Below are 17,034 nucleotides of genomic sequence, written 5' to 3'. Positions count from 1 at the left end.
CCTCACCCTAGCCCGGCCTCCGGGAAAGGCAAGACGCCCGCGCCTCTCCCGACCCCTCACCTCGGATGCGCGTCCAGGAGCGACTGGAGCGCGTCCCGGATCGCGTCCTCGAGCCCCGCGCCGTGGCCCGCGTCCGCGATCCGGAGCTCGGAGCCGGACCAGCGCCGATGCAGGCGCCACGGGATCACGAGGGGGCTGCTGATGTCGTGCCGGCCGTGGATCAGGATCGCGGGCAGGTGCCGGATCCGCTCGACCCCGTCCAGGAGCTCGCCCGGTCCCCGCCACGCCGCGTGCGACCAGTAGTGGGTGACGAGCCGGGCGAAGCAGAGCCGGAAGCGAGGATCCTCGTACCGCGGGTCCGGCCGCCATCCCGGTGCGAGCGACACGTGGGTGTCCTCCCACGCGCACCAGGCCCTGGCGGCATCATCGCGGACGGCCGGATCGGGGCGCGCGAGAAGCCGGGAATAGGCGGCCACGAGGTTGCCGTCCCGGTCCGACACCGGGAGCCGCCCGACGAAGGCCTCCCACTCGGCAGGGAAGATCCTCCCCATGTCCCGCGTGATCCACTCGACCTCGCTCTCGGTGGTGGTTGTGACGCTGAACAGGACGAGTCCCGTGACCGCCTCCGGATGCGCCTGCGCGTAGGCGAGCGCGAGCGTCGTGCCCCAGCTGCCGCCGAGGAGCAGCCACCGTTCGATCCCGAGGGTGCGGCGCAGGAGCTCGAAATCCGCGATGAGGGCGTCCGTCGTGTTGCCCGACAGGTCCACGTCGGGGTCCGCGGCGTTCGGCATGCTGCGTCCGCACCCGCGCTGATCGACGAGCACCACGCGGTACCGCCTGAGGTCGAACCAGCGCCGCCAGCCGGCCGACGCTCCGCTGCCGGGTCCGCCGTGGACGACGAGAGCAGGAACGCCCGCGGGGTTCCCGCACTGCTCCCAGTAGACGCGGTCGCCCCCGCCCACGTCGAGCAGGCCCGAGTCGTACGGCTCCATCGGCGATTGCACCCTCCCATCGTGGCGGCACCGCCCGGCCCGTCCTGGCTCCACCTGCCCGACGGGTCTAGCATCGGCCCAGGCCGGAGGATGGAGGCGGGATGGCGGCGACGCCATGAGCACGATCGCAGGGATCCCCGCGGCTCGCCGCATTCAGCGGATCTACCTCGTGCTCCTGCTCGGCAACACGCTCGCCGCCTCGTTCATCTGGGGCATCAACACCCTCTTCCTCCTGGATGCAGGCCTGACCAACCTCGAGGCGTTCGCCGCGAACGCCTTCTTCACCGCCGGGATGGTGATCTTCGAGGTGCCCACGGGCGTCGTCGCCGACACCCTGGGCCGCCGCGCCTCCTATCTGCTGGGCACGCTCACCCTCGCGGTGAGCACCGTCCTGTACTGGCTCATGTGGCTGTGGTCCGCACCGTTCTGGGCCTGGGCCGTCGTCTCCGTGCTCCTCGGTCTCGGCTTCACGTTCTTCTCGGGCGCGGTCGAGGCGTGGCTGGTGGACGCTCTCCGTGCGTCGGGGTACGAGGGGGCCCTCGAGCCCGTCTTCTCCAAGGGGATGGTCGTGTCCGGGGCGGCGATGCTCCTGGGCTCGGTCGCGGGCGGCGTCGTCGCGCAGTGGACGGACCTCGGGGTGCCGTTCCTCGTCCGCGCCGCGGTGCTGGTGGCCATGTTCGCCGTGGCGTTCCTCGTCATGCGCGACCTGGGCTTCACCCCGGACCGTTCCGAGGGCCCGCTCCGGGCGGTCCGCACGATGTTCCGCGCCTCCCTCAGGCACGGCCTCGGCAACCCGCCGGTGCGGTACATGATGCTCGCCGCGCCGTTCAACGCCGGCGTCGGCATCTACGTCTTCTACGCCCTGCAGCCCTATCTGCTCGAGCTGTGGGGCGACGAGGAGGCGTACTCGATCGCCGGTCTCGCGGCGGCGATCGTGGCGGGATCGCAGATCACCGGCGGCGTCCTCGCCCCGGCGGTGCGCCGCATGTTCCGGAAGCGCACGACCACGATCCTCCTGTCGGTCGGCGCCGGTGCCACGCTGCTCGTCGTCCTCGGCGTGACCAGGAACTTCTGGCTGGCGCTCGTCATGATGATCGTCTGGGGCGTCGCGTCCTCGATCGAGGACCCGATCCGGCAGGCGTACGTGAACGACCTGATCCCCTCGAGGCAGCGTGCGACCGTCCTCTCCTTCGACTCGCTCATGGGCAACGTCGGCGGGGTCGTCATCCAGCCCGCGCTCGGCCGCACCGCGGACGTGTCGGGATACCCGTTCTCGCTCGTGGTCAGCGGCATCGCGAACGCCGCCGCGCTCCCGTTCCTCTACCTCAGCCGCCGGCAGAACGCCGCCGCGGACGTCTCCGCCACCGCCACGACGCCCGCGCCGGAGGACGCGCCGGCCCCCGCCCCCGGCCTCTCCGGCGACGTGACGCCGGAGCGCTGAGCTCGAAGGCGCTCTCCTCGCCGCTGATCCCTTCGGCGCTCACGATCCGGCCCCTCGGACCGCCCTTCACCGGGACCTCTTCCGCCCGGTTCCGCTCGCCACGCCGCCCGAGACTGGTGCTCGACTCGGAGTGAGCGGCGGCTTGTAGAGCCGCCTCGCCAGGCCCCACCTGGCCTCGTACTCGCTGAGCTTCGCGATGCGCGCCAGACCGGCTCGGTCCTCCTCGAGCGCCGGGCCGAGGCCGCGTTGGAAACGGCGGTTGATCCAAACCCAGCGCATGACTGGGATGAGCGCGGCGCACAGGGCTATGTCGAGCGCCAGGATGCCGAAGCTCACGACGATCACGGCGGGCGGAATGGTGGCGTGCAGCTGGCCGAGCTCAGCGCCGCCGTAGAGGAGGGCGATCGCGGTGGGCAAGAACGTGGGAACAGCGAAGAGGAACCATTTCCCTACTGACGCCAGCCACCAGACCGATCGGGTGTGATCCGGCAGGTCTATGAACTCGGAGATGCGGCGGATGTTGAAGGAGTCGTCCCCGACCGCCTCGCGGATGCGAAGGCGCCGATCCCGGAAGAGGTAGGAGCCGACGGCGTGGATCAATATCTCGTTGTCGAAGAACTTGAACGCGAGAGGGCAGCCGAGAAGTGGCAGGAGCAGGCACACTGCGAGGATTCCGGGCGTGACGGCCTCGGCCTTCTGGCCGGTGGCGAGGGAGACAACGGCTCCGATGCCGGCGGCCAGCACCAGCAGCGCGAAGTTGAACGTATGGTTCTGGGTCTCCATACGGGTGAACTGCTCGGCCCGGAGCTTGTCGTACTCCGCCAGGTACGCACTCAGTGCCCGATCACGCGATGCGTCCTCGGTCATCATCCAGCTCCTTCCGGTGGCGTGAGTCATGGTTCTGGTTCGACTGACGGATCCCTAGAGTCGGATGGCCCCGCCTCCGCCGGCCCGGCCTCCCCTCGCGGAGCACGTCGGCGGCGGGCGCTACGGTTTCGGCATGCACACGGCCGACAGCCACGATCTGATCCGTGTCTCCGGGGCGCGGGAGAACAACCTCAAGGACGTCAGCGTCGAGCTCCCGAAGCGGCGCCTCAGCGTGTTCACCGGGGTCTCGGGGTCGGGCAAGAGCTCCCTGGTGTTCGGCACCATCGCCGCGGAGTCGCAGCGGCTGATCAACGAGACGTACAGCGCCTTCGTGCAGGGCTTCATGCCGACGCTCGCACGGCCCGAGGTCGACGTCCTCGAGGGCCTGACGACCGCGATCATCGTCGATCAGGAGCGGATGGGCGCCAATGTTCGGTCCACTGTGGGCACCGCCACGGACGCGAACGCGATGCTGCGGGTCCTCTTCAGCCGGCTCGGGACGCCGCACATCGGCCCCTCCAACGCGTTCTCCTTCAATGTTCCCTCGGTGCGCGGTAGCGGCGCGATCACGGTCGCCCGCGGCGAGGGCGACGGCGAGACCATCGAGCGCACCTACACCGTCACCGGCGGCATGTGCCCGCGCTGCGAGGGCATGGGCCACATCACCGACATCGACCTCGACCAGCTGTTCGACCGGTCGAAGTCGCTGGCCGCGGGAGCGCTGACCGTTCCCGGCTACAACGCCGACGGCTGGCAGGTCCGGATCTTCACCGAGTCCGGCTTCCTCGATCCCCACAAGCCGATCGCCGAGTACAGCGAGAGCGAGCTGCAGGACTTCCTCTACAAGGAGCCGGTCAAGGTCAAGTTCGACAGCTTCAACCTGACCTACGAGGGTCTGATCCCGAAGATCCAGAAGTCGTTCCTGTCGAAGGACAAGGAGGCGATGCAGCCGCACATCCGCGCCTTCGTCGAGCGGGCCGTCACGTTCATCCCGTGTCCCGACTGCGGCGGCACCCGCCTGAGCGAGGCGGCGCGCTCCTCGCGGATCCGCGGGATCAACATCGCGGACGCCTGCGCGATGCAGATCAGCGACCTCGCCCAGTGGGTCCGGGACCTGGACGAGCCCTCGGTCGCCCCGCTGCTCGCCACCCTCCGGCAGACCCTCGACTCGTTCGTCGAGATCGGCCTCGGCTACCTCTCGCTGGACCGGCCCTCGGGCACGCTCTCGGGCGGCGAGGCGCAGCGCACCAAGATGGTGCGCCACCTCGGCTCCTCCCTCACCGATGTCACCTACGTCTTCGACGAGCCGACCATCGGCCTCCATCCTCACGACATCGAGCGGATGAACGGCCTGCTGCTGCGACTGCGGGACAAGGGGAACACCGTGCTCGTCGTCGAGCACAAGCCGGAGACCATCGCCATCGCCGACCACGTGGTGGACCTGGGTCCGCGGGCGGGATCGCAGGGCGGGGAGGTCTGCTTCTCGGGCACGGTGGACGGCCTCCGGGCGAGCGGGACCTTGACCGGGCGCCATCTCAGCTATCGCGCCGCCCTCAAGCCGGCGGTCCGCACGCCGAGCGGCACCCTCGAGATCCGGAACGCGACCCGGAACAACCTGCAGAACGTCGACGTGGATGTCCCGCTCGGCGTCCTCGTCGTCATCACCGGAGTCGCGGGATCCGGCAAGAGCTCGCTCATCCACGGGTCGATCCCCAAGGGCGCCGATGTGGTGTCCGTCGACCAGTCGGCGATCCGGGGATCCCGACGCAGCAACCCGGCCACGTACACCGGCCTGCTCGACCCGATCCGAACGGCGTTCGGCAAGGCCAACGGCGTCAAGCCGGCGCTCTTCAGCGCGAACTCGGAGGGCGCGTGCCCCGAGTGCAACGGCGCCGGCGTGATCTACACCGACCTCGCGATGATGGCGGGGGTGGCGACCGTGTGCGAGCTCTGCGAGGGGAAGCGGTTCCAGGCGTCCGTGCTCGAGTACAAGCTCGGCGGCAAGGACATCAGCGAGGTGCTCGCGATGCCCGTCGCCGAGGCGGTGGAGTTCTTCGCGGGCACGGGCCGCATCCCCCAGGCGCACGCGATCGTCTCCCGGATGGCGGACGTCGGCCTCGGCTACCTCACCCTCGGTCAGCCGCTCACGACCCTCTCCGGCGGTGAGCGGCAGCGGCTGAAGCTCGCGATCCACATGGCCGAGAAGGGCGGCATCTACGTGCTCGACGAGCCGACGAGCGGCCTGCACCTGGCGGACGTCGAGCAGCTGCTGGGGCTTCTCGATCGGCTCGTCGACGCGGGCAAGTCCGTCATCGTCATCGAGCACCACCAGGCCGTGATGGCGCACGCCGACTGGATCATCGACATGGGCCCGGGCGCCGGACACGACGGCGGTCGGCTCGTGTTCGAGGGGCCTCCGGCCCAGCTCGTCGCCGAGCGGTCGACCCTCACCGGGCAGCACCTCGCGGAGTACGTCGGCGCCGCCTGACGCGGCTCAGTCAAGCAGCGGCGCGACGTTCTCGTTCCAGACGTCGAAGCCGACCCGGATGATCAGGGCGGCGACGACGACGAGGAACGCGATCCTGATGAAGCGGCTCCCGCGAGCGATCGCCATGCGGGATCCCAGGCGGCTGCCCGCGATGTTCGCCACGCCGAGGAGCAGCCCGAGCCCCCAGAGCACCGAGCCGTGCGGGATGAAGAAGAGGAGCGCTCCCAGGTTGGTGGCGAAGTTCACGATCTTCGCCTTCGCGCTCGCCTGCAGGAAGTCGTACCCGAGAGCGGTCACGAGCGCGATGACCAGGAAGGTTCCCGTGCCCGGGCCGAGGATGCCGTCGTAGAACCCGATCGCCCCTCCCAGCAGCGCGGCGATCCCGTAGTGCCGGTGGCCCGAGTGCCGGAGGACGGTGGCCGCGCCGAGGGACGGTCGAAGGAGCGTCACCGCGGCGACGACGACCAGGGCGATCACGATGATCGGCTTGAACACCGCCACGGGCAGCAGAGCCGCGACCGAGGCACCGCCGAAGCTGCTCAGCAGCGCGATCCCGGCCATGGGCGCCGCCGTCCAGAGGTCGGGCTTCGCGCGGCGGTAGTAGGTGAGGCTGCTCGCAGCGGTGCCGAAGATGGAGCCGAGCTTGTTCGTCGCGAGCGCCTGCACCGGGCTCAGCCCGGGGACGAGCAGCAGGGCGGGCAGCTGCAGCAGCCCTCCCCCACCGACCACGGCGTCGATCCAGCCAGCGGCAGCCGCGGCAAGAAGGAGGAGGACGAGCAGCCCGGGAGTCAGGTCCTCCGGAAAGAGGCCGTCCGGGAGCTGCTCGAAGAGGTCCATGCGCCTTCCTGGTCGTGCAGCTCCCGCCGCCCTCCCAGCATGGAGGACCGTCTCGGCAGGCGCTAATCGACCCTGTCGGCCAGCGTCACGGTGACCGTCTCGAGGTCGTCGCCGCGCCGGAGCTCGACCTCGACGCGGTCCCCCGGGTCCTGCCGGCGGAGCGCGCCGAGCAGCTCCTCGGGCGACCGGAGCGCCTCCCCGTCGATGGCCTTCAGCAGGTCCCCCGGCCGGATGCCGGCCTGGTCGGCAGGGCCGCCCTCGACCACGGAGAGCACGGCCACGCCCTCGGGGTCCTCGAGGCCGAGGCGCTGCGCCAGCTGCGGCGTGATCGGTCCGGGGGCCAGTCCCATGAAGGCGTGGTCGGCGGTGCCGTCCTCGAGGAGCTCCTCCGCCACCTCCGTCGCGGTGGCGGCGGGGATGGCGAAGCCCAGGGCGACTGCGCCGGCCTGCGGCGAGATGTAGGCCTCGCTGATGCCGATCACCTGCCCCCGGGCGTTGACGACGGCGCCGCCGGAGTTGCCGGGGCTGATGGCCGCGTCGGTCTGGATGAGGTCGACGAGGGCCTGGCTGCTCGAGGCGGAGCCCGGGATCTGGCGGTGCAGGGCCGAGATGATGCCGGCCGTCACCGTGTTCTCGAAGCCGAGCGGGGACCCGATCACGACCGCGAGCTCCCCGACCTCGGGAAGCTCGGTCTGGAACTCCGCGGCCGGCAGATCGGTGCGGTCGGCTCGGACGAGGGCCAGGTCGGACACCGGGTCGGCCGCCACCACGATCCCCGCGACCCGGTCGCCGTCCGCGAACGCGACCTCCACGCTCTCGGAACCTCGGATCACATGCTCGTTCGTGATGATGAGGCCGTCCTCGCTGTAGACGACACCGCTGCCGACGCCGCTCCGGGTGAAGATCGTGACGACGGAGGCCTGGACGGCGTCGACGATCGCGGGGATGTCTCCGGCCTGGGGCGGGCGCGCGTCGGAGCTGTCGCTCGCGTCCGCGCTCGCGCTCCGCGAAGCCTCCTCACCGGGGCCGAAGGTGCAGCCGGAGAGACCGGCGATGAGACAGGGCACGGCGATGAGCGACGCCAGTGCCGCTCGGGGACGCCGAGGGATGCGCATGGCCCATGATCCCCCCGCCCCCGCGCGATCGCCGATGGGCTTGACGATCCGCCGGCCGGGTGACCTCGGGAGGCGGAAGGGAACGGGGGCCGCTGCCTCGACTACGAGGCCGCGACCCGGTGATCCCTCGGCCGCGCGCCGCTCGCGCCCGGTCGGCGTCGCGGGCGGGTGCCCCCGCGCCGGATCACCAGCTCGGCGACCGCGAGGTTGACGACCCAGCCGGCGGCGTTGAGCAGGGCCTCGCTGACCTCGCCCGTGCCAAAGACCGCCTGCCCGAATCCGATCGTGAAGGGCTGGGTTCCCGCGCCCAGTCCTATCGCGTAGGCGCGGATCATCCAGGCGCGATGGCTGCGGAGCTCGCGGCGGAGGATCGCGCGGAGGCCCCAGGCGAGACTGAAAACCATGCCGAGCCCGAACAGCACCCTGAAGGCGTAGAGCAGCTCGTTGGGGCCCTCAGTCCGGGGAGCGAACTGGTTGATCCAGAGTCCGGAGAGCGCGACGACGAGCCCGGCGACGACGACGATCCGTCCGGACACCCGGTGCCACGCCGGTCTGCGCCTGCGAAGAGCGGGCGAGAACTGGAAGGCGCCGAGCACCACGAAGACCGTGGCGAAGACGACGTGCACGAGCGCCGGCAGCAGGACGGCGAGCGAGGTGTCGCCGGGTGCCCCGGCGCCCTCCGTTGCGAGCGCGGCGAGCCGGCGGGCGAGGATCGGCAGGAGACCGAGCGCGATCAGCCCCGTCGCCACCGGCCAGAAGGGCCGGGACCGGCCCGCCGCAGCGGGCCGAACCGGAGCCGGCGAGCTCGCGGAGCTCGACCGGCCAACTGAACCGGCGGTTCTCACCGGACGCCCGCCGGCAGCCGACGCTCGCTCGCGCCCTGGGCAGCGGGACGGCTGTTCCGCTCGTGCGACCAGAGCGACCAGCCGAGCCAGATCAGGGCGAGGCCCACGGGCACCGCGGCCAGGCGCCCCACCGCGTGGGGAAGCAGCGGCAGCACGAGGGTCGACGCCGCGCCCGCCGCGAGGAGGATGCCGGCCCACCGCTGAAGCACCCGCGCCCGGAAGACCGCGATGCCGAAGGTGACGCCGCCGAGCAGGTACAGCGCGAACGCGACAACGCTCACCTGCTCGAGAGGGCCGAGACTGCCGTCCGCGGGAGCGCCGCCGAAGATGCCGAGAATGTCCTCGACGACCTCGGGGGCCCGCTCGGCGAGCGGCGGGAGGACGAACGCCTCCAGGAAGTTGTACGCCGCGACGGCGAGGAAGAAGCCGCTCAGCAGGAGGAACCCGACGAGGCCCGGCACGCCGGCCGTCGTCACCTGGACCGTGTAGATGCCCGTGACGCCCACGAGGCCGAGGACGGCCATCGCCAGGGTCAGGTAGTGCACGATCGCCCAGGAGTCCTCCAGCACTGACGACACCGCCTCGGCGGGATGGATCAGCTGGATGAGGATGTAGAGGGCGCCGGACAGCGCGGCGGCGACGGCGGCTGCGCGGGTGAGCCCCGAGGTCGTGATGGTCATGTCCACTCTCCTTCGAGAAGTCGGTCCCTCGGGATCCCGAGAGCTGTTCCGACGGTAGGAACCGCTCTGGTGAGTCGTCGTCACCACGTCTGGTGATCCGTGTGGTGATCCTCGCCCGCTCCCGCGGCGTCCTCGGCAGGGGTGAGCCGGACGACGACGTTGCCCTTCTTGTGACCGCCGGCGACGTGGCGGTGCGCCTCGACGATGTCGTCGAGGGGGTAGATGCGGTCGATCACCGGCCGGAAGCGTCGCTGCTCGGCGAGGCCGACGAGGAACCCCAGGTCCTCCCCCCGATATCGGCCGGGGCCGGTCACGATCTTCTTCCCGCTGCGGCGCGTCCGGCCCGGTGCTCGAAGGACGCCGAGCAGATCGGTGATCACGAGCAGGAGCGCTCCGCCGGGGCTGATCAGTCCCTCGACGCGCTCGAAGGGGGCGTTGCCGACGCACTCGACGATGACGTCGTAGGTCTGGTCCTCCTGCGTGAAGTCGGTGACGCGGTAGTCGATGACCCGGTCCGCGCCGAGCGAGGCGACGAGTCCGCTGCTGCCGGCGCTGCAGACGGCCGTGACATGGGCGCCGGCCTCCTTCGCCAGCTGGACCGCCGCGGTGCCGACGGCGCCGGATGCGCCGTTGACGAGGACGCGCGCGCCCGGCGCGAGCGGGGACTGGGCGAGGAAGGCGCGCGCCGTGATCCCGCCGAACACCAGCGTCACCGCCTCCTCGAAGGACAGGTTGCGCGGCTTCGCAGCGATCGCTCCACCCTCGCGGATCGCCGCGAACTCCGCGTGACCGCCGTAGGCGGCGCCGAGCATCGCGATCACCTCGTCGCCCACCCGGAAGCGGGTCACGTCCGGTCCCACCGCCGCCACGACACCGGCCACGTCCATGCCGAGGATCGGGCGCCGGGGCCGGAAGAAGCCGACGGTCAGGGCGGCCGGCAGCAGCACGCCGCGGGGGACGTCCCGGGTGCGGGCACGGTAGTCGCCGGCGCTCACCGTGCCGGCGTGGACGCGGATCAGCACCTCGTCGTCCCGGAGGACGGGAACGGGGACCTCGTCCACCTCGACGACGTCGGCATCGCCGAAGCGGCGGTAGACGGCTGCCCTCATCGTCGTTCCCTCGCTGCCGGACCGGCCGCCGCTGCTCCTGCTGTTCGTGCTTCCCATGTCTGTCTCCTTGTGTCGTGTCGCAATCGGGGTCCCGCTCACGGGCCGTCGAGCGGAGTGACCGAGACGAGGGGAAGGCCGAGATCCCGGACGCGGTGGAGCACGCCGTGGAGAGCGGCCTGGTCCGGGATCGAGCCCTGCAGGAGCGTGCTGCCGTCGGCCTCCTGCGTGAGCGTCAGCCCGTCGAACCAGTCCGCCCACCGGGTGTCGAGGTGGCCTCGGACGCGGATGGCGTACCCGCCGCCGCCCTCCGGCGCACCGGTCGACGTCCCTGACCCGCTCATTCGAGGCTCCTTCCCGAGTCGCGGTGGCATCGGACCAGTCCGCGCCCCCGTTCCTGACTCGAACGGTACGAGCGACGTGGGTGATCGCGCCTCACCACATCGGGTGAGACCGGTGGTGATCTCTCAGGACGGCCGTCCGGGCCCCCGCGAGAGCTGGCCGAGCTCCTCCGCCCGGCGCACTGCGGCTCGACGGCTGTTCACGCCGAGCTTCGCGTAGATGTTCTTCGTGTGGGTGCGCACGGTGTTGAGCGACACGACGAGCCTGCGCGCGATCTCCGGGCCACTCAGGTCCGTCTCGAGCAGCCGGAGGACCTCGCGCTCCCGCTCGCTGAGGGGCTCGAGCAGAGCTGCGCCGCCGTCGGTCCGCTCAGCAGGGCCGTCCCCCGTGGGGGCGCCGCCGAGAAGCCGGCGGACGTAGGCGCCACCGTGCCCGCGGTCCGCTGCCTCCGCAAGGAGGCCGCGTACCCGGGTCCCCTCGTCGAGGAACAGCCGCAGGTAGCCCTGGGGCTCCGCGAGCATCAGGGCGCGCCGGAGCGGCACCAGCGCCGAGCCCACGTCGCCGCGGAGCGAGGAGGCGATGGCCTGCAGCATCAGGATCTCGACGACGGTCCCCGTTCTGCCGCCCTGCTCTGCGGCCGGAAGCAGACGCCCGAGCAGTCCGACCGCGTCGTCGAGGGCGCTCCTGCTGCGCTGGCCCTCGTAGGTCGCGAGGAGGATCCGTGCCAGGGTGACGTGCTCGAACTCACGCAGGTAACCGAGATCGTCCTCGGCGGAGAGGCCCCTGGTACGCGCCCAGCCGGCGGCCTCGGCGACCCTCCCCTGCGCGAGCCACAGCCGGGCCCGCACCGCGGGGATCGGGCGCACGTCGGGAGCCATGTCAGCCACGAAGAAGTGCTCCGCCTCGTCGAGCAGCCGCTCCGCGTCGGCCAGATCGCCCTCCGACCGCCGGAGCTGGGCCATCGCCAACCGCCAGCGGTACCTGTTCTTCGGCATGCCGGCGTGGTCGCCGAGCTCCTGACTGCGCCGGAGATGCTCTGCGGCCGCCTGGGCCTCGCCCCGCTCGCACAGGATGGAGGCGATCCCGACGTGCATGTCCGGGATCCCGCGCAGGCCGGGCCCGCCCCGCTCGAGTCCGAGCTGAAGGGCCCGCTCGTACGTGGACAGGGCGTCGCTCAGACGCCCCTGCGTGATCCGGATGTCGGCCAGGGTGATCGCGCAGCCGAGCACGTCCGAGATGTATCCCGCTCGTTCCAGGTCCGCGGAGCAGGAGACGTACGCCTCGTACGCCCCCTCCAGGTCGCCGCTCCCCCAGAGCCCGAGCCCCAGCACGCCCGCGGCGGCTCCCCGCCGGAAAGGGTCGTCCTCGCCGATGAGCTCGAGAGCTCGCCGGGCGTTGTGCACGGTCCGGGGGACGTCGCCGAGAGCCAGCGCGAGCCCCGCTCGGTACACCGCGACGGTCGCTGGGAGACGGCGGAACTCGTGCTGATCCACCACCACCGGCTCCGCCGGGGCGGTTCCCTCCTCCGCGGGAACCGCGGGCTCGAGCCAGCGCTCGGCATCCCGCAGGCGAGCCTCGACACCCTCCACCTGGCCGGTGGAGAGCAGGGCTCCGACGTAGCCGAGGCTGAGCACGGGCCGGTCGCGGAGGAGCTCCACCGGGAGCGCCTCGAGCCAGCCCCGCAGCGCGGACTCGCGTCGCTGCCTCCCGAGCTCGGGCAGCGCGAGCTCGAGGAGGTCGGCGGCGAGCCGGTGGTCGCCGGCGGCGAACGCGTGCCGGATCGCCTCGTCCCTCTCACCGTGCTCCGCGTGCCAGACGCTCGCCCGGCGGTGCAGCTCCGGCACCTCGTCCGCCCGCTCGTCGAGCAGACGGGCCTGCAGGACCTCGGCGAAGAGGTGGTGGTAGCGGTACCACCGGCGCCGGTCGTCGAGCGGGATCAGGAACAGGTTCGCCCGATCGAGCGCTTCCAGCATCCCCCGGCCGTCGCCCCGGCCGGTCACGGCGTCGCACAGTGCACCGCTCATGCGGCTGAGGATGGAGGTCTGGAGCAGGAACGCGTGGACGTGGTCGGGCTGACCCTGCAGCACCTCCTCGACCAGGTAGTCGACGATGTAGCGGTCGTCGCCCGCGAACTCCTGGATGAAGCCGGTGAGGTCGTCCCGGCCCTGCAGGGAGAGGGCCGCGAGCTGGAGGGCCGCGACCCATCCCTCCGTCCGGCCGGCGAGCGCCGAGACGTTCGCAGCCGTCAGCGCCAGGCCCATCACCTCGGTCAGGTAGGCCGCCGCCTCGTCATCGGTGAAGCGCAGGTCGGCGGCCCGGACCTCGATCAGCTCGCCCCGGGCCCGCAGGCGCGCCAGCGGCAGCGGCGGATCGGCGCGGCTCGAGATCACCAGGTGCAGGCGCGGCGGCATGTGGTCGAGCAGGAAGGCCATGCCGTCCTGCACGCTCCGCGACTCGATCACGTGGTAGTCGTCGAGCACCAGGACCAGGTCGTCCTCCAGCGCGGCGAGGTCGTTGAGCAGGCCCGTGAGGGCCTCCGGGCCGGGAGAGGACGCGGACGCCTCGAGCAGCTGCGCGCCGATCGGGCCCAGCCCGGGCACGGCGCGCCGCAGAGCCGCGACCACGTAGGTCCAGAACCGGCCCGGGTCGTTGTCCCCCTCGTCGAGCGACAGCCAGGCGACGGATCGCTCATCGGACGGCCGGGCCGGCCCGGCGGCGAGCCACGCGGAGAGCAGCGTGGACTTGCCGAATCCCGCGGGCGCCGACACCAGGGTCAGCGTCGATGCGGTCCCGCGGTCGAGACGCTCGAGCAGCCGCGGGCGGGGCACCGTCCGCCGGTGCGGCTTGGGCAGGTACAGCTTCGTCTCCAGCAGCGGCCGGGACGGCGTCGACTCCCGCCCCGGCGCCGACCGCTCCGGGGGTGGAGTCGCGTCAGCGCGGTCGTCCCCTAGGGACTCGGGGCGAACCGGCGGCTCCCGGTCCGCCCCTCGAAGGGCCTGCGCTGCCCGCGCGAGGTCCGCCGCCGAGGCAGGACGGTCCGCGGGGCTCTTCGCGATGCAGGACAGCACGAGCCGCCGCACCGGCTCCGGCACCCGCGGCGGCAGGTCGGGCGGTGTCTCCTGGAGGTGCGCCAGCGCGATCGCGACGGGCGATTCGCCCGTGAATGGACGGCGACCCGCGAGGGCCTCGTAGGCGACGATCCCGAGGGAGTAGAGGTCCGACGCCGGCGTGACCGGCCGGCCGCTCGCCTGCTCGGGAGAGAGATACTGCGCGGTGCCCATCACCTGACCCGTGACCGTCAGCGGTACCCCCTCCGCCAGCCGGGCGATCCCGAAGTCGGTGATCTTCACCCGTCCCTCCGGGGTGAGGAGGAGGTTCTCGGGCTTGATGTCGCGGTGCACGAGACCGGCCGAGTGCGCGGCGTGCAGGGCCGTCGCGGTCTGCTCGAGGAGGTCGAGCACCCGGTCGACGGGGAGGGAGAACTCCCGGCTGAGGACGGCGGAGAGCGGCTCCCCGGGCACCAGCTCCATCACGAGGTAGGCGCCTCCCGCCTCCTCGCCGTAGTCGTAGATGCGCGCGATGCCGTCGTGGGTGACGAGAGCGGCGTGCCTCGCCTCGGTGCGGAGGCGCTCGAGGAAGCCCTTGCTGCCGGCGTACTCGTCCCGCAGGACCTTGACCGCGACCGTGCGGCCGATCACGGCGTCCGTGGCCTCCCACACCTCGCCCATGCCGCCGGTCGCCACGCGCCTCGAGAGCCGATAGCGAGCGCCGAGGGTGATGCCAGGAGTCGGCCTCATGCGTTCCTCACCGCCTCGAGCAGTCGTCTCGTGCCGCGGCGTGCTCCTCCGCGGTCCGTCGCGGCCTTCCGCTTCGCCTGACGACACCGCAGAGGTGAGGAAGAGGCGCAAGGCCCAATGGTTCCGCGGGAGGGGCCGCCAGGGCAACAGGCCTTCGGCCCCCTGTCCGAGGGCGCCGGTCGGCCGGCCGGCCGCCGGCGTCACCCGCGCAGGACGCGGTCGGCCCCCTCCAGAAGCACGTCGACGAGCGCGATCAGCTCGTCGAGCGCCTCCTCCGGCGGCTCGTCGGCGAGGCTGCCCCGCCGCGGTGCGCCGCCCCGCTCGAGTCCCTCCGCGACGTCCGCGGCCAGCTTCCACCGCAGCGCGATCGCCGCATCCAGTCCGCGGCGCACGTCGCCGATCTCGACACTCGGAGCCTCGACACGGAGGCCCTCGGCATAGGCCTCGAAGGCCTCGTCGAGGAGCGGGGCGACCACGGCGATCGAGGCGTCGCCCCGGCGGACGGAAGCGAACAGGAGCGAGGCGAGGTCCGCACCGACCGGGCCCGGGCCGACCGACTCCCAGTCGATGAGCACGGTGCCGCCGCGCGAGCGGAACACGTTCGCTCCGACCGCGTCATGGTGGCACAGCGTCCGCGGGAGCGCCTCGAGGATGTCGCGCACCTGCGGCTGCGCCCGGATCAGTCGCTCAGCCCCGTCCACGCGGTCCTCGCCCAGGCGATCGAGGACTGCCGGGTGTCGTCGCGCGAGGAGAGCGCGGGAACGGGCGACGGCCTCGGGCTGGCCGTGCCGGTCGATCCATCCGGAGAACAGCCACGGCTGGACCAGGTCGCGCCCGATCCATCGGCCCGCGAGCCCGCCCAGGTCCCGGGCGGCGGCGAGGATCGACTCGCGGTCCAGCGGGCGGGCGCCCTCGTGGTGGATCTCCTCCAGCCAGAGCACGATCCGTCCGTCCTTCTCGACGAACGCCCGGTGCGCCCGCGGCGCCCGCACCGATGGCGCCAGGTCCTTGAGCAGCCCCGACGCGTACGCCGCGTACTCGCGCCCGCCGTTGTCCGTGAGATACGGAACCGCCAGGTGCGGACCCTCGGTCGTCTTCTCGATCATCGACCAGGGGATGCGCTCGCCGTCGGCGATGGCGACGCCGGAGATGCGCCTCACCTCCCGGTGCGCCAGGAACGCGTCGTACTCCAGCGGTTCGCGCCGCACTTCCGCGAGGTCCCGCACCTCCCGGGACAGCGCGGCACCGACCGCCGCCCGCAGTGCCGCCGAGTCGCTCATCCCGTCCGCCGCTCAGGAGATCCTGCGGCGGCGAACGACCGTCGCGACCGCGTGTCCGACGGCGGGCGAGGGGTGTCCGTCGACACGAGCGCCGGAGGGCTGGACGGCGATGACGGGGCGCCGGTCACGACGGTCATCAGCAGGGTGGCGCATCACTCGTAGCCGAGGACACCGGTGAAGTCGGGCTTGCCGTCGGCGCGAGCGGGCAGGGGCCGCCCATCCGAGTAGCGCGGCCACATGAGCAGCTGCGGAGCGGGCTTCGGCTCCAGCGGCGCGTACGCGGAGAGCGGCGGGGCGAGCGGGTTGGGACGCTCCGAGGTCAGGGTGAGCGGCAGCGGCCCGCCAGGTGCCGGAGCAGGGCTCTGGTCCGGCACCTGGGCGGGAGTCCCCGCCATCGCCACCGGCTGACCAGGAGCGTGCTGCGGCGAAGCGGGCGCGGCAGGGCGAGGCTGGCGGTGGAACAGCACGTGGACGAGCGGGACGAGAATGGTGCCGAGCGCGTCGGCGATCGCCACGGCGGCGACGACGCGCCAGTAGAGCTCCGGGTACGCCTGGCCGGGGGTGAGCGCGGGCAGCGACAGCATCACCGCGAGCACCGCGACGAGGACGAAGGTGACCCGGGAGACGACGCGCATCGCGGCCGTCTGGAAGCGGGCGTAGATCGTCAGCAGGAGGTGGATGTGCAGCAGCGCGATGCGCGCCACCAGCACCAGCCAGAGCCACGACAGGAAGTCGGAGAAGCCGTCGGAGTACGTCGGGTAGAGCGCCACCCCGTCGCCGTCCGCGACGAGGTCGTCGTCGTGCGGGAGCCAGATCTTGGCCAGCCCCACGATCAGCAGGTAGATCGAGGTCAGGACGGACGCCACCCCGAACCATCGGGAGCGCCTGGCGGAGACGTCGGCGTCGTACCAGGAGAGCAGCGCGAAGAAGACGAAGAGGGCGATGGTCCCCATCGCCTGCCAGGACAGGGTCCCGAACTCCCCGACGAGCGCGCTGACGACCCCCACGACCGCCGCGGCGACGAGCGAGCCGACGATCGAGTACAGGACGACGGTGCGCACCCAGGGGAACGGGCGGCGGGCGGCGGCATCGGGGCGGGACACGGGCTCTCCTGGGGGCGGCGCGGCGAGGGTCAGCGGCGATCGTATAGACGGCAAGGCATCGTGCGGGACGCTGCTGTGGCACGTGAACCTTCCTGCAATCTCGGGAGGCGGTGCCCGCCGTCCCAGGAAGCGGACGTCGGG

The 17,034-nt window shown here is 72.0% G+C and carries 13 protein-coding genes; 2 read left to right on the top strand and 11 right to left on the bottom strand.

Annotated elements, in window-relative coordinates; all coding sequences use genetic code 11:
* Positions 1-56: 56 nt before the first annotated feature.
* Positions 57-992 (bottom strand): prolyl aminopeptidase, encoded by a 936-nt coding sequence (pip, locus tag J3P30_RS09390; RefSeq protein ID WP_210480782.1) that lies wholly within the window; start codon positions 990-992, stop codon positions 57-59.
* Positions 993-1,107: 115 nt separating this feature from the next.
* Between pip and J3P30_RS09385 the strand changes: the two genes are divergently transcribed.
* A complete protein-coding gene (locus J3P30_RS09385; RefSeq protein WP_210480781.1) occupies positions 1,108-2,433 on the top strand; it encodes an MFS transporter in 1,326 nt (441 codons plus the stop codon).
* A gap of 66 nt (positions 2,434-2,499) precedes the next feature.
* Here the strand turns inward: J3P30_RS09385 and J3P30_RS09380 are convergent, their stop codons facing one another.
* Entirely contained in the window at positions 2,500-3,300 is an 801-nt protein-coding gene (locus J3P30_RS09380) for a hypothetical protein (protein ID WP_210480780.1), read from the bottom strand.
* A 133-nt stretch (positions 3,301-3,433) separates the two neighbouring features.
* On the opposite strand from J3P30_RS09380, the gene J3P30_RS09375 reads away from it, so the two are divergent.
* Positions 3,434-5,788 carry an excinuclease ABC subunit UvrA gene (locus J3P30_RS09375; RefSeq protein WP_210480779.1) on the top strand — a complete coding sequence of 785 codons (2,355 nt, stop codon included), beginning with the start codon at positions 3,434-3,436 and terminating at the stop codon, positions 5,786-5,788.
* 6 nt (positions 5,789-5,794) lie between these two features.
* Here J3P30_RS09375 and J3P30_RS09370 read toward each other — a convergent pair whose 3' ends face one another.
* The 9 genes from J3P30_RS09370 to J3P30_RS09325 all read right to left on the bottom strand — a co-directional run bounded on the left by J3P30_RS09370 (position 5,795) and on the right by J3P30_RS09325 (position 16,893).
* Entirely contained in the window at positions 5,795-6,625 is an 831-nt protein-coding gene (locus J3P30_RS09370; RefSeq protein ID WP_210480778.1) for a TSUP family transporter, read from the bottom strand.
* 62 nt (positions 6,626-6,687) lie between these two features.
* Positions 6,688-7,740, bottom strand: a complete 1,053-nt coding sequence (locus tag J3P30_RS09365) for a S1C family serine protease (protein WP_210480777.1) — start codon at positions 7,738-7,740, stop codon at positions 6,688-6,690.
* A 101-nt stretch (positions 7,741-7,841) separates the two neighbouring features.
* Positions 7,842-8,489: a DUF2306 domain-containing protein gene (locus J3P30_RS09360; RefSeq protein ID WP_210480776.1), complete on the bottom strand. Its 648-nt coding sequence runs from the start codon at positions 8,487-8,489 to the stop codon at positions 7,842-7,844.
* A gap of 92 nt (positions 8,490-8,581) precedes the next feature.
* Positions 8,582-9,265 (bottom strand): hypothetical protein, encoded by a 684-nt coding sequence (locus J3P30_RS09355; protein WP_210480775.1) that lies wholly within the window; start codon positions 9,263-9,265, stop codon positions 8,582-8,584.
* Positions 9,266-9,345: 80 nt separating this feature from the next.
* Positions 9,346-10,431 carry an NAD(P)-dependent alcohol dehydrogenase gene (locus tag J3P30_RS09350; RefSeq protein ID WP_210480774.1) on the bottom strand — a complete coding sequence of 362 codons (1,086 nt, stop codon included), beginning with the start codon at positions 10,429-10,431 and terminating at the stop codon, positions 9,346-9,348.
* A gap of 38 nt (positions 10,432-10,469) precedes the next feature.
* Complete coding sequence (locus J3P30_RS09345) at positions 10,470-10,715, bottom strand: hypothetical protein (protein WP_210480773.1); 246 nt, start codon at positions 10,713-10,715, stop codon at positions 10,470-10,472.
* Positions 10,716-10,838: 123 nt separating this feature from the next.
* The gene (locus J3P30_RS09340) at positions 10,839-14,510 is read right to left on the bottom strand and encodes a serine/threonine-protein kinase (protein WP_246852746.1); all 3,672 of its coding nucleotides are present in this window, start codon (positions 14,508-14,510) and stop codon (positions 10,839-10,841) included.
* A gap of 200 nt (positions 14,511-14,710) precedes the next feature.
* Positions 14,711-15,790, bottom strand: coding sequence for a phosphotransferase (locus J3P30_RS09330; protein WP_210480772.1), 1,080 nt, complete (start codon positions 15,788-15,790; stop codon positions 14,711-14,713).
* 152 nt (positions 15,791-15,942) lie between these two features.
* Positions 15,943-16,893 (bottom strand): hypothetical protein, encoded by a 951-nt coding sequence (locus J3P30_RS09325; RefSeq protein ID WP_210480771.1) that lies wholly within the window; start codon positions 16,891-16,893, stop codon positions 15,943-15,945.
* Between the last annotated feature and the right edge of the window lie 141 nt (positions 16,894-17,034).

The organism is Naasia sp. SYSU D00948 (assembly GCF_017916515.1).
Taxonomy (GTDB): domain Bacteria; phylum Actinomycetota; class Actinomycetes; order Actinomycetales; family Microbacteriaceae; genus Naasia.
The sequence above is the reverse complement of the archived record's forward strand: the minus strand, read 5'-3'. Positions and strand labels throughout refer to the sequence as shown.